This window comes from Algoriphagus ratkowskyi (assembly GCF_002150505.1).
Classification (GTDB): Bacteria; Bacteroidota; Bacteroidia; order Cytophagales; family Cyclobacteriaceae; genus Algoriphagus; species Algoriphagus ratkowskyi.
The window spans coordinates 210,682-226,319 of record NZ_MSSV01000007.1; the positions used below are offsets into that span (position 1 = coordinate 210,682).

11 protein-coding genes are annotated in these 15,638 nt (G+C 40.3%); 5 read left to right on the forward strand and 6 right to left on the reverse strand.

Translation table 11 applies throughout. From position 1 onward, the window contains the following. Window positions 1–43: 43 nt before the first annotated feature. Window positions 44–658: a Uma2 family endonuclease gene (locus BVH02_RS09420; protein WP_086501191.1), complete on the reverse strand. Its 615-nt coding sequence runs from the start codon at window positions 656–658 to the stop codon at window positions 44–46. Between the two features lie 232 nt (window positions 659–890). Here BVH02_RS09420 and hutG point away from each other — a divergent pair, with 232 nt between their 5' ends. The 3 genes from hutG to BVH02_RS09435 all read left to right on the forward strand — a co-directional run bounded on the left by hutG (window position 891) and on the right by BVH02_RS09435 (window position 3,861). Then, complete coding sequence (hutG, locus tag BVH02_RS09425) at window positions 891–1,847, forward strand: formimidoylglutamase (RefSeq protein ID WP_086501192.1); 957 nt, start codon at window positions 891–893, stop codon at window positions 1,845–1,847. A gap of 453 nt (window positions 1,848–2,300) precedes the next feature. Continuing rightward, window positions 2,301–3,038, forward strand: coding sequence for a ferritin-like domain-containing protein (locus tag BVH02_RS09430; protein ID WP_086501193.1), 738 nt, complete (start codon window positions 2,301–2,303; stop codon window positions 3,036–3,038). Window positions 3,039–3,054: 16 nt separating this feature from the next. Continuing rightward, window positions 3,055–3,861 (forward strand): ferritin-like domain-containing protein, encoded by an 807-nt coding sequence (locus BVH02_RS09435; protein ID WP_086501194.1) that lies wholly within the window; start codon window positions 3,055–3,057, stop codon window positions 3,859–3,861. 75 nt (window positions 3,862–3,936) lie between these two features. Here the strand turns inward: BVH02_RS09435 and BVH02_RS09440 are convergent, their stop codons facing one another. Then, window positions 3,937–6,879 carry an FAD-binding and (Fe-S)-binding domain-containing protein gene (locus tag BVH02_RS09440; RefSeq protein WP_086501195.1) on the reverse strand — a complete coding sequence of 981 codons (2,943 nt, stop codon included), beginning with the start codon at window positions 6,877–6,879 and terminating at the stop codon, window positions 3,937–3,939. A 185-nt stretch (window positions 6,880–7,064) separates the two neighbouring features. Here BVH02_RS09440 and BVH02_RS09450 point away from each other — a divergent pair, with 185 nt between their 5' ends. Both BVH02_RS09450 and BVH02_RS09455 read left to right on the forward strand, forming a co-directional pair. Continuing rightward, the gene (locus BVH02_RS09450; RefSeq protein WP_086501197.1) at window positions 7,065–7,835 is read left to right on the forward strand and encodes a YdcF family protein; all 771 of its coding nucleotides are present in this window, start codon (window positions 7,065–7,067) and stop codon (window positions 7,833–7,835) included. A 137-nt stretch (window positions 7,836–7,972) separates the two neighbouring features. Beyond that, entirely contained in the window at window positions 7,973–9,094 is a 1,122-nt protein-coding gene (locus BVH02_RS09455) for an AAA family ATPase (RefSeq protein WP_086501198.1), read from the forward strand. 42 nt (window positions 9,095–9,136) lie between these two features. On the opposite strand, the gene BVH02_RS09460 is transcribed toward BVH02_RS09455, so the two are convergent. The 4 genes from BVH02_RS09460 to BVH02_RS09475 form a co-directional block, all read right to left on the reverse strand. Beyond that, window positions 9,137–10,438, reverse strand: coding sequence for a type II toxin-antitoxin system HipA family toxin (locus tag BVH02_RS09460; RefSeq protein WP_086501199.1), 1,302 nt, complete (start codon window positions 10,436–10,438; stop codon window positions 9,137–9,139). Continuing rightward, window positions 10,432–10,767, reverse strand: coding sequence for a helix-turn-helix domain-containing protein (locus BVH02_RS09465; RefSeq protein WP_086501200.1), 336 nt, complete (start codon window positions 10,765–10,767; stop codon window positions 10,432–10,434). Before BVH02_RS09465 ends, BVH02_RS09460 begins: the two co-directional genes overlap by 7 nt. A 143-nt stretch (window positions 10,768–10,910) precedes the next feature. Then, window positions 10,911–14,786 (reverse strand): AAA domain-containing protein, encoded by a 3,876-nt coding sequence (locus BVH02_RS09470; RefSeq protein WP_086501201.1) that lies wholly within the window; start codon window positions 14,784–14,786, stop codon window positions 10,911–10,913. Beyond that, a complete protein-coding gene (locus BVH02_RS09475) occupies window positions 14,787–15,608 on the reverse strand; it encodes an SDR family oxidoreductase (RefSeq protein WP_086501202.1) in 822 nt (273 codons plus the stop codon). Between the last annotated feature and the right edge of the window lie 30 nt (window positions 15,609–15,638).

Sequence of the window (15,638 nt, forward strand, 5' to 3'; positions counted from 1 at the left end):
TTCCTTCTGTTCCAACACTGTGACCAATTTGGTTAATTGATCTTTACAAAATTTCTTCTAGATCAAGTACAAACCCTGGAAGCGCAGTAGATCGAATCTGATCTCCTGAAGTAAAAAGTCGAGAAGGCTGGAATTTCTCATCAACCAAGGTGTAAATCAAAACCGTGCAATCTGTTGGATGTACCACCCAATATTCTTTGACTCCATATTCCTGATACAGTTCATACTTATTTTGGAGCTCGACACGGCTATTTCCAGGTGAAAGTATCTCTACCACCAAGTCTGGCGCACCAAAACAACCTTTATCATCCAATTTGGATGGATCACATATTACAGAAATGTCCGGCTGGACTACAGAATCTATTTTTGAATAATCTGAGTCTCTTGAAAACCTTACATCAAAAGGAGCTGAGTATATTTTGCAGGTATATTTCTTTAGAAATTGGCCTATCGTTAGATAGATATTTCCTGAAACCTCTTGATGTCGGCGATTTGGAGCAGCAGCTTTAGCAAATATTTTCCCTTTGATTAATTCTACGATTTCCTCAAAGTCCCACTTGAGGTAATCTGCATAGGTGTAGCTTCCAGATTCACCATCAGGCTCATTGAAAGCATCCAAGTCAATATTTTCTTTCTGGGGAATTCTATATTCTTTCATATGATTATAATTTGATTTTCAATAGCCATATGGAATCTCGCAGGGTATAATCATTCCAGTGTGTGACTTTTGAGTCATGCCTGACTGCCTCAGGCAGGCTCGATTTCATAGCTATCATATTGGAACCCAGCTGAACTTTTGAATATTACCTAAAAACAGAATACATTGTTTCTGGTATCTAACGTATCAAACCTTCATCTTTAAGTTAGCATAAAATTAAATCCAACACTCAATGTCCCATCAGAATCCAAATCCATCTCTTTGGTCAGGCAGGAAATCAGAAACTATCGAATATTGGCATCAAGCAACTATCTCTGTCAAAGACCTCAAGGTTGACGATAACCATGGAACTCCGAAAGTCGGCATCTTAGGCTATGCTGGAGAAGAAGGAGTTAAAAGAAATCATGGCCGACTTGGTACTGCGGAAGGGCCAAATGCAATCCGAAAGAATCTTGGCACTTTAGCTTTTCACTTGCCAGAAAAAAGTAGAATCTTTGACTATGGTGATGTTTACACAGAAAACTCTGAGTTGGACGTAAGCCATAATTTGATTTCTGAAACAGTTTTTAATTTGCTTGAAACAAAGCATTTCCCTATTCTATTGGGCGGAGGACATGATTTAGCTTTGGCACATGGACGGGGAGTTTACAAACATTTGGCAACCAAAAACCAGAAACTCGGCATTATCAACATGGATGCTCATTTTGACCTTCGTCCTACGATTGACGGGCAGAGTCATTCTGGTTCTCCATTCTTACAACTTGCTGAAGAGAATCCAGACTCATTCAACTATTTATGTTTAGGAGTGCAACGCTCGGTAAACCCAAAATCACTTTTTGAGACTGCAGACAGAGTTGGAGCAAAATGGATGGTAATGGAAGATTTCAGAATGAATAACTGGGAAGTGATTCAGGAGAAAATCCTTTGGTTTCTAGATTCTGTTGACAAAATCTACCTAAGTGTTGATATGGATGGATTCTCCTCAGCTTTTGCTCCCGGAGTATCCGCTCCTTCGCCGATGGGCTTCAGGCCTGAATTTGCCTTCAAAGTGTTTGAATTAATCGCTTCCAGTAAAAAGCTTATTTCTCTAGATGTCGTAGAACTCAATCCAGCTTTTGACCATGATCAAGCTACTGCCAGACTGGCCGCAAGATGTGCGGAATATGTAGCTAGGAAGGTATTAGGGTAGTGTGGATTACTGGCTAGTTCAGATCAACTGTTTTATTTTAGAGATGCCTTTGGAGGGATAGTTATTTCCTTCATTTCTAGTTTAGATTTTTTCGGGCATTTCTCAAAAATATTAGAAGCACGTATTCCTTTTCTTTATTCTAAATATTTCTTTAAGCTCAAATCTTAAAGAGATATTTTTTTTTTTACATTAGATCAATCCAACCCAAGATCCAACTTCGTATATAAGAAAACCTTGATTAAACGCTCAAAAAAGCACTTAATCCCTAATGGTAAATTTCAAGCCGACAACTTGAAAACGTCACATGGTATTACTTTTTAATCTTTTTCAGATAGCAATCATAGTAGTTTAACATATATTTTATTCCTTCTTGAATTAAATACTGCCAGTTTATTAGCTGAGTTGCTCTGCTATGATTGTTCAATTTATTCAAACCATTTTAATTAAAACACCATGTCAAAACAAACAACATCAGAGGATTTAGTTCCTATGTTAGGCCTACAGAAAGTGGGCGATCGTAGGAACTTTCTCAAGTTCAGTGGAGCAGCCATTGCTTCGACTGGAATTTTACTATCAGGTTGCCAAGAGGTATTTGAAGAACTTCCAAATGCAAGAAAAACCGGGAAAGGCCAAGAAGTAAGGGCGGTTCCTTTGGGAAAAGGAGATATCGGAATCCTGAATTATGCCTATGCTTTGGAGCAGTTGGAAGCAGCATTTTATTTGATGGTAGTAGCGAATATGTACGCTGGAATTTCTCCATCGGAAAAGGTAATGATGGAAGACATCAAAAACCATGAAGTTGCTCACAGGGATTTTCTAAAAGCGGCGTTAGGTAAAAATGCTATTATCGATCTGTCTTTTGATTTCAGCAGCGTTAATTTCAACGAAAGATCAAGTGTATTGGCTACGGCAAAAACATTTGAAGACCTCGGTGTGGCTGCGTATAATGGCGCAGGGCAACTTCTAGAAAGTGCTGATTATCTATTAATTGCAGGTAAAATCGTTTCAGTTGAAGCTCGACATGCTGCAGCGATTAGAAGTATTCTTGATGCTGACCCAAGGTCCTTTGCTGGTGCCGATGTAATTGATGCAAATGGTTTGGATAGAGCTTTTTCTCCTACTATGGTATTGGAAATGGCGGCACCGTTTATTACCAATAAGATCATTGCAAATCAATTACCAACCTCATAACTCTAAAATTCACATCATGAAAATATTTGAAGTTCTCAATAAATATGATATCAAGACAGAAGAGCTTGAATCATTTACCTCTAGACGTGAAGCATTTAAAAAGCTCACAAATTTTGGAAAAAGTGTTGCATTTGCTGCAATCCCTGTCGGAATCTTGGCTGCCAGTACGCAAAAAGTCTCAGCTGCCCATATACCTACTGTATTAAATGTGCTCAATTTTGCACTTACGCTTGAATATTTGGAAGGCGAGTATTACACTATGGGCATCAATAGCCCTAATTTAATTCCTGCCGGAAAAGATCGGGCCATCTTTGAGACCATCGAAAAACACGAAGTAGACCACGTGGCATTTCTTAAAAAGGCCATTATGAGCTATGGCGGAACACCTGTAGCGAAACCAACTTTCGATTTTACTGTGGGTGGAGCATTTTCCCCATTTACAAATTATGAGCAATTTCTCATCTTAGCTCAAGCTTTCGAAGATACTGGTGTAAGAGCATACAAAGGACAAGCAGGAAACTTGATCGCTGAAAATGATGCTTTGACTGCTGCGCTACAAATCCATTCAGTGGAAGCAAGACATGCTTCTGAAGTTAGAAGGTTGAGAGGCCTCAAAGGCTGGATCACACAAGCTGAAAGAGGTGCGGGAATGCCGGAAGTCACACAGGCTGTATATAATGGAGAAGATAATTTAATCCAAGGTGGGGTAAATGTCACCACTGTTACACCTATTGGTTCAGATGGAATTACCGAAGCATTTGACGAGCCTTTGACTAGGGATGAAGTGTTAACAATCGCTGGATTGTTCATCGTAGCTGCTTAAGTGTATTGCTAACTAATTTTAGAAAAGGCCGGTTATTAGACCGGCCTTTTTTTGATTAGAAAATCTATCTTTTTTTTAAGCCAAAGCTTCCCACAAGACCTCCACCGGATGCTTTGCTTTTCTTCCTGTACCATCCGCTATCTGATGTCGGCAGGAAGTTCCTGGAGCTGCAATAATAGTTTGTAAATTAGCCTTCCTTATAGCTGGAAATAACACCAACTCTCCCACTTGCTGAGAAACTTCATAATGCTCAGCTTCGTAGCCAAAGCTTCCAGCCATTCCACAGCATCCGCTTGGGATAGTTTCTACAGAATAATTTATTGGGAGCGAAAGAATTTTCTGCGTCCAAATCATGGAAGAAAGTGCTTTTTGATGGCAATGACCGTGAAGCTTAATATGCTGTGTCTGTGTATTGAACGAATCAGCTTTGATATTTCCTGCGGCGATTTCCTGAGCCAAAAACTCATCAATAAGCTTCACATGAAATTTCAATTTCTTTGCTGCTTCCGCCAATTCTTTCTTTACAATTCGAGGATATTCATCCCGGAAACTCAAAATAGCCGATGGTTCTAATCCAATCAGCGGTGTATTCCCATCAATCAGCTTCTCAAAAACTATCACATTTGCCTCAGCATGTTTTTTAGCTTTAGGCAATAAGCCCTTAGAAAGTGCAGAACGACCACTTTCCTCATGATCTACGACTTTCACATCATAGCCTAGCTTTTTCAACAATGAAATCGCTTTAATACCTATCTTAGTATCATTGAAATTGGTGAATTCATCTACAAAAAAGTAAACAGATTTGATTTGCTTTGCTGCACTTGGAAGCGACTGATAATTCTTCTTGTACCACTTTCGGAGACTAACTTTACTGATTTCAGGCAGATTTCTTTCTGGAGCTACACCCAAAATAGACTTCATTAAGCCGCCTGTTAGCTTATTTCCTAACATGAAATTTGCTAAGCCACCAGTTTTCGCACCCAATTCGTTTAGCTCATTGATGTAGGCAAAAGCTCTAGATCGCAGTGGAATACCGTTTGTCTTTTGATATTGATAGAGGAATTCAGCTTTCATGCTAGCCATGTCCACGTTCGAAGGACATTCGGCAGTGCAGCCTTTGCAGGAAAGACACAAATCCATCGCCTCCTTGATCTCAGGATGGTTGAAGGCGTTTTCCTTTTTGTCCATCGTGAGAAACTCCCGAAGCGTATTGGCGCGGCCACGAGTAGTATCCTTTTCATTGCGAGTAGCCATATAGCTCGGACACATCGTGCCACCAGATTCAGGCAACTTGCGACAATCCCCAGAACCGTTACACTTTTCTGCCAAGCGGAGAATACCCCCCACATTGGAAAAGTCCATTAAGGTATCATGAGTTGGGGTCTCCATATCTGGCTCATAGCGCAGAAATTTATTCATCGGAGCGGCATCCACGATCTTGCCTGGATTGAAAATATTCTGTGGATCCCATGAGAATTTGATCCTACGGAAAAGCTGATAATTCTTTTCCCCCACCATCATAGGAATGAAGGCCGCACGAACTCTACCATCTCCATGCTCCCCACTTAATGAACCCTGATACTTTTTCACCAATTCGGCGGAAGCCTTAGAAATCTGATAGAACTCCTCCACATCCTTAGATTTTTTCAAATCCAAAATCGGTCGCAAATGTATCTCTCCAGCTCCGGCATGAGCATAATGAACAGGCTTTTGATTGAATCCTGCCATCATTTCATCTACTTCATCAATGTAATTGGCGAGATCTTCGATATCCACAGCAGTATCTTCAATACATGCCACCGCCTTCGCATCTCCAGGTATATTTGCCAAAAGCCCCAACCCTGCAGAGCGAAGTGCCCAAGCGGTAGAAACCATCGCTGGCTCAATGATAGGATACGCATAGCCAAGTCCTGTTGCTTTCAAGTCATCCACCAAAGCTTTGCCTTTTGCCATAGCTTCTTCCAAAGTATTTCCCCGAAACTCCACCATCAATAGTGCCTCAGGATCACCCTCTACGAAATAGCGGTTTTTGCTATACTCTATACTCTCTTTGGTGCAATCCAAAATAATTTTATCCATCAATTCCACTGCAGTTGCTGGATGCTTCATGGCCGTCTGAGCTGAAACCATACTTTGATGAATCGTCTCGAAATGCGCTGCAACCACGATTTCAATAGGCTCAGGTAGTGGATCAAGGCTGATTTTGATTTCTGTAGTGAAAGCCAAAGTGCCTTCAGAACCACTTAAAAGCTTACAAAAGTTGAATTTTTCTTCCCCCTCAAAAATATCAGCCTTCAACAATTCATCTACTGCATAACCAGTGTTTCTTCTATGGATAGACTTTTTGGGAAATTGAGCATGAATCTCTTGTCGAGCTTCCTCGTCTCCCAACTCCTCAGCTACTTTTCTATAAATATCACCTTCAAGCGATTGAAGTTTTGTCTTTTTCTCAAACTCATCTTTTAAAAGCTCCTCAAATTTCACTGAATTTCCATCACTCAAAATAGTATCAAGGGAGATGACTTTATCGCGCGTTACTCCATAGACGATTGAAGTAGTACCAGAAGAATTATTTCCTACCATACCACCAATCATCGCACGGTTGGCAGTGGAAGTAATGGGACTAAAGAAAAGTCCATGAGGCTTTAAAAAGCGGTTGAGTTCATCACGCACCACTCCTGGCTGCACTCGAACCCAGCGCTCGGCTACATTCAATTCCAGTATTTTGGTAAAATGCTTGGACACATCCACCACAATCCCATTACCTACGCACTGACCCGAAAGTGAGGTACCCGCAGTTCTTGGTATCAGTGAAGTGCAATTTTTGGAGGCAAAAAGTATCAGTTTCTGGATATCTGAATCGCTTTTTGGAAAAGCTACTGCCAAAGGGATTTCCCTATAAACGGAAGCATCAGTGGCATAAAGTGTTTTGGTAAGCGCATCCAGTTGCAAAGTTCCTTCCAGTTGAGTGGAAAGTTCTTGAAGCAAAGGCAATAGGTTAGGTTGGTTTGAACTCATGCTCAAAAATAACCCGATGTGATGGATTTAAGGAAATGTTGGGCAAAAGATTTTGGAAATGAGCAATGGACAATTTTCATTGCTCAATTTTCAAGGCTTGGCTACTTGATTATTGCACATTTAACATTGAATTTGATTATTGATCATTTCACTCCTTTCTTTACAACAAACACTAAAATCAATTCATGTTTTTCTACTTCTCCCAATTTTTAAGCTTCCTTGCTCTTCCCCTCACTATTATTATCATTCTGATTGTGTTTGGGGCTTTTTTCATCAAAAGAAGATGGGGAAAAAGAGCACTTTGGATAGGGATATTTTTGCTTTGGTTTTTCTCAAACCCATTTATTGCAAATCAAGCTATGCTTGCCTGGGAACCAGATTTTAAAGCCTTTAATGAGGTGGGAAATCACGAAATAGGCATAGTACTCACCGGAGTTACAAACCTGAGTAAGACCGCTTACGACCGGACTTTTTTTAATAAGGGTGCAGATCGAATCACTCATGCCTTGCAGCTTTACCGTGAGGGGAAAATTAAGAAAATACTCATCACCGGTGGACAAGGGCTCAACCCCGTAAATCCACAGTCAGAAGCCGAACTTCTGCAACGATTCCTTCTGATGACTGGAGTTCCAGCTGAGGATGTAATGATAGAAGATCAATCCAAAAACACATATGAAAATGCTCTTTTCACCAAGGATTTTTTGGAGCAAAATGGAATAGACGTTAATCAGGAATTTATACTGATCACTTCCGCTTTTCATATGAAAAGATCCAAAGCTTGCTTCGATAAAGTTGGGTTTCAAACAGAAACTTTCCCCACGGATTATTATAGCAACGACACCAAATACGATATCCCAACCTTATTTTTCCCTGACCCTTATTCCATCTTTATCTGGCACAAACTGTCAAAGGAGTGGATTGGGATAGTCGTTTATACTGCGGTTGGGTATATGTAAGTATTTGGTCACTTTCACTTAGTACTTAATATTTCGCTCTTAAAAATAATGACGAATTGATAATTAAGGTTTTTATTACGTACTTTACGTAACGCTATTTACGTAACGCTATTTACGTAATATTAAATCTAAGAATCATGAAAGATCCCTTCAATCCATTTGTAATCAATACCTATCAAGGGAAAGACTATTTCTGTGACAGAGAAAATGATCTAAACATGCTCATTTCTCATATAGAAAACGATAGAAACGTGGTACTTTATGCATGGAGAAGACTAGGTAAATCAGCGCTTATCCATCGACTTTTTGAAGAATTAGAAACTTCCAAAGGTTGTGAAACAATCTACATAGACTTGCTTGCTACCCAAAACATGGACGAAGCGATACAAGCAATTGCTTCAGCTATCTATGAAAAATACGGCAGAACCACCTCAGGCATCAGTGCAAGCATCCAAAAACTACTCGCTTCTATTGGAGCATCAATCAATTTCAGTCCACTTTCTGGTTTACCGGAAATAACACTTGGAATAAATAAATCAGAGCAACCAAGCCAATCACTCAAGGCTCTGGGAGAATTTCTGCTTTCTCGAAAAAAGCGAATAGTGATCGCAATCGACGAGTTTCAGCAAATCTCAGACTATGAAGACAACAAGGCAGAAGCTGTTTTTCGAACCTGGGTTCAGCAAATCCCTGAAGTACGGTTTATCTTCAGCGGTAGTCATCGCACGCTGATGGAGGCTATGTTTACGGAGAAAAAGCGGCCCTTTTATCAAAGCTCCCAGCTGGAATCCCTTCAGCCAATAGCCCTTGAGGCATATGCGGAATTTATCACTGAGCATTTTCAAGCTGCAAAAAAGACAATAGAGCCTAATTCAATTGAGAAGATTTATAGCTGGAGCCGTGGACAAACTTATACCGTACAGCTAGTCTGCAATCATCTTTTTGCTAATTACAAAAAAGTGAGCAATTCGGATGTGGATGTGGTATTCGATCAGATTTTGAAGCAGCAACAGGCTGTTTTTGCAAATTTCCAAAAGATGCTTACACGCGCTCAGTGGAATGTATTTCGAGCGATTGCTAAGGAAGAACCCTTGCAAAACCCACTTAGCAAAGACTTTACCCAAAAGCATAACCTCGGAGCAGCAAGCACTGTGAGTACAGCCTTGAAAGCTTTAGAAAAATTAGAATTGGTCATAAAAGACGAAGGGAATTACCTTGTACATGAAGTACAGCTGGCTAGATGGATGGCGAGTTTATAATCTTTTACAATACTGATATCGATAAGAGTGTCCCCACTCACATCATATCAATAATGTGCTTTGAATAGAATCTCGTAAACCACTCTCAACATTCACTTCATCCGCAAATTCGCCCCATTTACTCACTGCTGATTTCACCTGAGCGATCTTTTCCTCAGGCTTTTTGATATTCATCTGTCGGGCTACTTCCAAGAAATCAGCTTCGACGATTTCTTCTCTTTTACCATTTACAGTCAAGGACTGAGCACTCACCCAGAGACTTCCAGGGCGATAAGCATAGCAAATATCGTAAGCGGGTGACAGCGACCATTTCCCGTTTTGATCCATCAGAAACGCAAAGTTCTTGGTATGATCATCACAGTTCCTTGCCAACACATTAAAAACCATTCGAATGAACATCTGCTCAGCTTCAGGATACGAAAGTCGTAGCATTCTCATGGTCTCAAAAACCTGCTCATAACTAAAGAATCCAACTTGATTGAAATCAAAATGGCGGATACCACATAAGCTCTGCATATGTATTTTTTGACCATTATCCTCTCGATCAAATCGCTTGGTCATAAAGTGAGCGCGGCCATTTTCCTCAAGCAATCTACACTCACTCATCTCGACCCCAGCAGCTACAGCCATTAGATAATAGGCCATTTCTACTCTTCCAAAGCCCACTGTAGCACCAAATTGAGAATCATGTACACCATCAAATTTGATGATCCAATAGGAGAATCCAGCTGGAGCCTTTACCTGACCACTTTTCACCGCACCTGTTTTAGGATTGAAAGCAATCACTGCCTTTGCACGCGCACCACCTGCGGAAGTACCGATCTTGAGAATATCAGAAAGCGCAGACTGTTCCTCGTCTGTTAAGTTGGACTGGAAATCGGCTCTGGAATTGAGGATTTTCCCTGCGATATTTACCAGGCTATCTATTTCGATTGAACTCGCTTTGATCGACTCATCCCGAAGAGATGGCTTGATTTCCAAAGCTCCAACCCCTCTCTTTCCAATAAAGCAAAGTTGCTCTACAGGATTGAGACTATCTGCTCCTCTACCATTTTGGATCAACCAAGCATTAATCAATTGATTCCCATATTTGTCCGGTAGCATATCTGCCAGCAAACCGGGCAACCCCTTGAACGTGTCAAAAACATCGCCTCGGGACTTTCGGATTTCAGGAAATTTATAAACCCTGTTCCCTTGACTCAAAGGCATTTTGATAAGAGAAATATCCAGACCCGAGCTAAGGAAATTTTGATTGAATTCAAAACTGCCCATCAGCTCCGACTCATCCCATAGTATCGCCCCAGCAAACTTATCCCATATCCAGATTTCAGCCGATACTACCATTCTAAGGGTGGATCTTCAGCTGCCATATTCACATTGCGAATACGCTGACGCTCATGCCTCTTTTGAAGCTTAATATAGGTCATAGGACTAATTACGGGCTTTACTTCAAACGAGTCCAACCATTGTAATTGATTAAGGACACGGAGCACTTGAATCAAAGTGATCAAATTAACCTTTTCGCCGCGCTCTAGCAGGCTCAACGTGGATCTACTCACACCCGCCTCTGTAGCCAACTGCTCTTGAGATTTGTTTTGAGCCATACGATGATGCTTGACAAAGTCTCCCAGCTTTTGAAGAATTGCTAAATCGCTTATTTGATTGTAATCCATGACTTAAATATCATTCATTATCCATAAATGTACCTCTTAATGAATGAATTATAATACAAAAGATCAAAAATAATAATGAATGACAAATCAGTCATTAATTAAGAAAAATAGACTTAACGAATGAATTATCATTCAAAATGATACTATTTAATGCTAACAAGAATCTCTCTACTCCATTTCCATTCAAAACTCCATCCTTTTTGTTCAAGCAAAATAGGATGATAAGCTAAAGCCGCTTTTGCACTAGATGCACTAAAAAATCGTTGGTCGTCCGTAAGCACTGCCTTCTTAGCACCATTTGATTCACTCCAAATCATATCCATCACTGCTGACGGGGTTTCTAAAGTGTAAGAATTACCACTAGCAAGCAGCTTATTCTTCAAGCTCCAATCAATCTCGTAACCTTTCGCTTTAGACTTCGCAACTGGAATGGAAGGACATTTACTTTGCTCTTGAGCAAAAGCCAAAAACTCTCTGAGTAAAACTAATCCTGGATTTTTAAGTTGGCTAGGACGAAAATCCGCCGGTTCAATACTTGAAATCACATGCATCATCTTCCGAGCTCGGGTGATAGCCACATTTAGTCTATTTTCCGCTCCCGACTTACCTAGCAAACCAAAGTTAGTCACCAACTTCCCTTCTAGATTTGGAGCATAGCCCAAGGACAAAATAACCTGATCGAACTCGTCTCCTTGCACATTTTCGATATTACGAACCTTGATTCCAAAATCTTGAAAACCCGCTTTCCAGAGCTTTTCGCGAATCAATTCCATCTGAAAATAATTTCCAGTCACTATCCCAATAGTATCTGCTGGGCTGGAACTTAGAATAGATGCAACTTTCAAAACGACTGCATCAGCCTCCATTTTATTCACTTGGTTAGTCCAAATACCTTCTACTTTTTCCCAAGAAAATGCAGGCTGGCCAGCCATCGAAGTCTCATAATCCGGTAAGGATTCCAATTGATTTTCGTAGAAATGCAGATTGGAAAAATGAATCAAATTCGGATCTGAAGAACGATAATGACCTTTCAGTTGATATTTTTCAAAGAAATTACCTGCCAATTCAAGTAATGATTCTGCTTCGTATTCCAAGCCTTCCTCATCAGACTCCCATTTTACTTGATAGAAATCCGAAGGCCTCAGCTGCTTGGAATCTCCAGCAATTACCACCTGCTTTCCACGAAGCATTGCCGGGAATCCTCGCTCAACCTGACATTGTGAAGCCTCATCGAAAATCACCAGATCGAATTCTTGATCAAGTGGAAACAAGGCAGAAACAGTCTCCGGGCTCGCAAACCAACAGGGCAACAAGCGAAAAACTTCCTCCCCAATTTCTTCCACTAATTTACGAATTGGCCAACGTTGCCGCTTCTTACTCACCTGATGAAGCAAATCTCGATAAGTCAGCCTATTTCCCAATCGATTAAATTCCAAATCAGCCGTGACTTGCTCCCTAAGCCTAAGTAAAGCGATATGTTTAGAGATCTTCCTTTTTTCAAGAATTGCTTCCTTCAACTCATCCAACTCATGCTCCATTTTCAAACCGCCAGCTTCAGCCAAAATAGGATTTTTCGCTTCCAAACTAGCAATCCAAGCCAAATACCAAGAATTCCAGAAAGCTGAAAGCTGATTTGACAAGTCTAATTCCGGGAATTCTGATTCCACCTTTTTGGCAAGTGAAATAGTAATTGAGTCAGAACTTTCCAAGAAGCGATCAAAGGCAACCAACTCAGAAAAAGTCTGATTCAACTGCAGTTCAGCAGAGGTTTCAGGAATTTCATTTTTCAAAACTCCCAGAATTTGCTCATCACTAAAATAGGCCTTCCACTTTATAGCATTAAGCTGAAGTGATTTTGCTAGCTGATTTAGTTGGGCGAGCTGAACCTTAAATTCACTGATATTCCAACTAACTATCGATTGAATATCACTTTGACTCTTCCATAACTCTATCCAATTTAGAATTGGGTCAAGTAAATCAAGCTGACGTCTTAATGCTTCGACAGAGAGCTCAGTCACCTCCACTCCTTCAATTTTTGGAAGTTCGGAAAGTTCATGATTTAATGATTTGAGCGTTTCAAGTTCGTCCCGAATACTGGAAATCGACGCTGCATCAAAACTCAGATTCGCCTTGTTCAGAATTCCAAAAGTCAGTAAATACCTGCTTTTACTCAAATTCACTTGGATTTTCCCAAGCCATGAATTTGATTTTGGGCTCAGAGAATATAGCTCTATTTCAAGTTTTGACAGGTTTTCTGGACTGGTCCCAATCCCTAGCTGCAAATGCTGAAGTTTTTCAATCGATACCAAAATCCATTTCTGAAGTTTGGTGATTTTCGATAAAAACTTTGAATCGAAAACTGCGGAAATAGCTAAAGTAGGCCGCTCCAACTGATTCAGATAATTCGTCAAACCATCCAACTCATCAACGAAATTGCATTTCGTTAAAATCAGCTGAGCTAAAATATCGGGATTCGCAATTGTTGAATTTGAACTGAAACCAGATATCTCTTTAATGCTTTGAGAAATTCTTGGGAAAACAGCTGGCTCAAAATGGGCAAAAGAAATTCGGCTTTCCCAAAAGTTATCTTTGAACTGAGCCTGATAAGAAAAGTAAATTTTATAAAACTTCTCAAATTCCTGCGCTCCTTGAAAATCGAGCTTAGCTAAATCCGAATGCTCAAACATTGGCATTTTCAGATCTGCGTTCAGATACATTGCCTTGATAGGAATTCCAGCAGACTCAGAGTCAAAAAGAGCAGTTCTAAACATTTCAAATTTCTCTGAAAGTCTGGTTATAGTCTTGGAATACTGCGAGATCTCGCGTTCGAGTTGAATAGAATCAATTCCTCTATTCTCCTCTTGATATGCTTCTATCCCTTCGATTTGAGCTTTGATTTTCTGAAAAAGGACCTTTTGATCTGCACGAAAATCATGTACTAAACCCAAGAAACCACCAAAACCAGCATTCTCCAATCGCTCAAATACCACATCCAAGGCCGCTCTCTTTTGAGAAACTACCAAGACTTTTTTTCCTCTAGCACAATAATCCGAAACTAGATTCGCGATCGACTGGGATTTACCTGTACCTGGAGGACCTTCTACTACTAAGCTCTTTCCTTGTCGAACTTTAACCAACACATTCTCCTGTGAAGCATCTAAAGGAAACACAGGAAAAAGCTGCTCTTCTCTAGGAATAGGCTGATTGTCATCCCTTGCAAAATGCTGAGTGAACATTTCCTCCAAACTCAACTCGCCAAATTCATTTTCCAGATTTTCATAATCTGTAAACAGAAAACTGCCCTTCTGAGCAAATTGACCCAAAAGTGCATAGCTTTTCAAAACCAACTTTCCATCTTGGAAACTAGTAGAATCAACGCTCAATTGAGAAATTGGAAACTGAGTTAGCTGATCTTCAAACAGCGATGAACTTAGCTGAATCGAGAAGTGATCATTGAGTAATTTAGAGAACCCAGTACGGAATTCAGTTGCATCTATTGCTAATTCCTGCAAAGCTTGATTCAAAGCGTCCACATCAAATGCTTTCACATATCCGCGTGAATAAGCTAACAGAAAAGCAGGATTCCATTGCCAATCATCGGTTTTGGAGAGATTCCAAAGCCCATTTTCCAGTTGGACTTTTACTCCCAAAAGCAATAATGGAGCACGAAGAACTTGACCATTTATTAATTTCCCCTCCACAAATGGCCAACCTAGATAAAGAGATTGCTCGCCTGTCTCCTCCCGGGTCAATTGGTCTCGAAATGAAAGCCTAGCTAATGTCTTGGAAAGCGTATTTACACTCCCAATTCTAGGGTCAGATTCTGGAATTAATGGAATTGGTTTCTTAGAAGAAATCGCCTTTCGTATGATTTCAAAGCTATTTTCTCCATTCAAAAAATCTAGCTCTTTCAGATCAACGATCCCGAATCCTTCCGTTTTTGGCAAATAAAGTGACCTATTTTTGGAAGACAGGTCAACAAGTCTATTTCGGTAAGTCTGAAAGATCGATTCATGCATTTAGTGGAAAGGTGAGTCTTTTTCCTTTTTCAATTGATTGTAGACAATATAATCCAACCTTCCTGGCATCCATTTATTTAAGAACTTCAACCACCATCCTTGTGTAGTAAGCGTCAAATCACGCTTTCTTTTCAACGTAGCTTTCAGTATTCTCTCTGCTACTTCTTCCGAACTCATCATTTTAGATTCATCTCTGGGCGAATCGCCCTGCAAAGATCCATGCGCATCCAGTGCGTTTATACGAATGTTTGAAGCAGTAAATCCAGGACAAGCCACCAGCACATGAACACCTCTCTTCATTACCTCAGTTCTAAGTGATTCAAAAAATCCATTCATGGCATATTTGCTAGCGGTATAGGCCGTTCGAGCTGGTGTACCGCGGAATCCATTGACTGAAGAAATCCCGATCACAGATCCTTTGTTCTCGAGGATAGACGGCAAACAAAACTTAGTGGCATAAACTGTACCCCAAAAATTCGTGTCCATCACTTTATGAAAGACCTTAAAATCAAGGTTTTCAAACAAGGCTCGCATAGTTATTCCCGCGTTATTTATCAGAATATCAATTTTCCCAAACTCTGCCAATACTGTCTTTGCCATGCGCTCATTGTCATCAATCACCCCAGCATCAGCCGAAATAGCCAACACAACTATGCCTTCAGCTTCAAGCTTAGCTTTACTTAACTCCAGTTTATCCTGATTTCTGCCTGTAATCACAATCTTAGCACCAGCCTTGCCAAAGGCAAGAGCACAGGATTCCCCTATACCAGAGGAAGCTCCAGTGATGATTACTACTTTATCTTTTAGGCTGTCTTGTTTCATTGATCGTGCAAAGATACTGAATTGTGATTT

Bases quoted from the DNA above. Each gene is read 5' to 3' on its own strand.
- BVH02_RS09455 (WP_086501198.1), top strand. From the start codon at position 7,973: ATGAAAGATCCCTTCAATCCATTTGTAATCAATACCTATCAAGGGAAA.
- BVH02_RS09450 (WP_086501197.1), top strand. From the start codon at position 7,065: ATGTTTTTCTACTTCTCCCAATTTTTAAGCTTCCTTGCTCTTCCCCTC.
- BVH02_RS09420 (WP_086501191.1), bottom strand. From the start codon at position 658: ATGAAAGAATATAGAATTCCCCAGAAAGAAAATATTGACTTGGATGCT.
- BVH02_RS09470 (WP_086501201.1), bottom strand. From the start codon at position 14,786: ATGCATGAATCGATCTTTCAGACTTACCGAAATAGACTTGTTGACCTG.
- BVH02_RS09430 (WP_086501193.1), top strand. From the start codon at position 2,301: ATGTCAAAACAAACAACATCAGAGGATTTAGTTCCTATGTTAGGCCTA.
- BVH02_RS09460 (WP_086501199.1), bottom strand. From the start codon at position 10,438: ATGGTAGTATCGGCTGAAATCTGGATATGGGATAAGTTTGCTGGGGCG.
- BVH02_RS09440 (WP_086501195.1), bottom strand. From the start codon at position 6,879: ATGAGTTCAAACCAACCTAACCTATTGCCTTTGCTTCAAGAACTTTCC.
- hutG (WP_086501192.1), top strand. From the start codon at position 891: ATGTCCCATCAGAATCCAAATCCATCTCTTTGGTCAGGCAGGAAATCA.
- BVH02_RS09465 (WP_086501200.1), bottom strand. From the start codon at position 10,767: ATGGATTACAATCAAATAAGCGATTTAGCAATTCTTCAAAAGCTGGGA.
- BVH02_RS09475 (WP_086501202.1), bottom strand. From the start codon at position 15,608: ATGAAACAAGACAGCCTAAAAGATAAAGTAGTAATCATCACTGGAGCT.
- BVH02_RS09435 (WP_086501194.1), top strand. From the start codon at position 3,055: ATGAAAATATTTGAAGTTCTCAATAAATATGATATCAAGACAGAAGAG.